1 protein-coding gene is annotated in these 418 nt (G+C 65.6%); it reads right to left on the reverse strand.

Going from position 1 to position 418, the window contains the following annotated elements; genetic code table 11:
• Positions 1-81: 81 nt before the first annotated feature.
• Positions 82-418, reverse strand: a 337-nt coding sequence (locus D7Y04_RS42995; RefSeq protein WP_304988662.1) for a CoA-transferase, incomplete at its 5' end; no start/stop codon positions are given.

Genomic DNA, 418 nt, shown 5'->3' on the forward strand with positions numbered 1-418 from the left:
AGGTATCGGCCATGAAAGGGGCTCCGCCGGGGAAGTCGTCCATACCACCCTCCCCCAGCGGCGCACCTTAGCCTTGCGCGCTCAGACTTTCATCTCGCGCACGTCCGGAGCGATTTTCAGCTTCGGCTCGGTGAGCTTCTGGACCAGCTCCACCGTCACGCCCGGGGCCAGCTCGCGCAGGACGAGCCCCTCCGGCGTCACGTCCAGGAAGGCGTGGTCCGTGACGATGTGGTGCACGCACTTGAGGCCCGTCAGGGGCAGCGAGCACTTCTTGAGGATCTTCGGCTGACCCTCCTTGTTCGCGTGCTCCATGGCCACGTAGATGCGCTTGGCGCCCACCGCCAGGTCCATGGCGCCGCCCATTCCCTTGACCATCTTCCCGGGAATCATCCAGTTGGCCAGGTCCCCCTCTTCGGAG

This window comes from Corallococcus sp. AB038B, from assembly GCF_003668955.1.
Lineage (GTDB): Bacteria > Myxococcota > Myxococcia > Myxococcales > Myxococcaceae > Corallococcus > Corallococcus exiguus.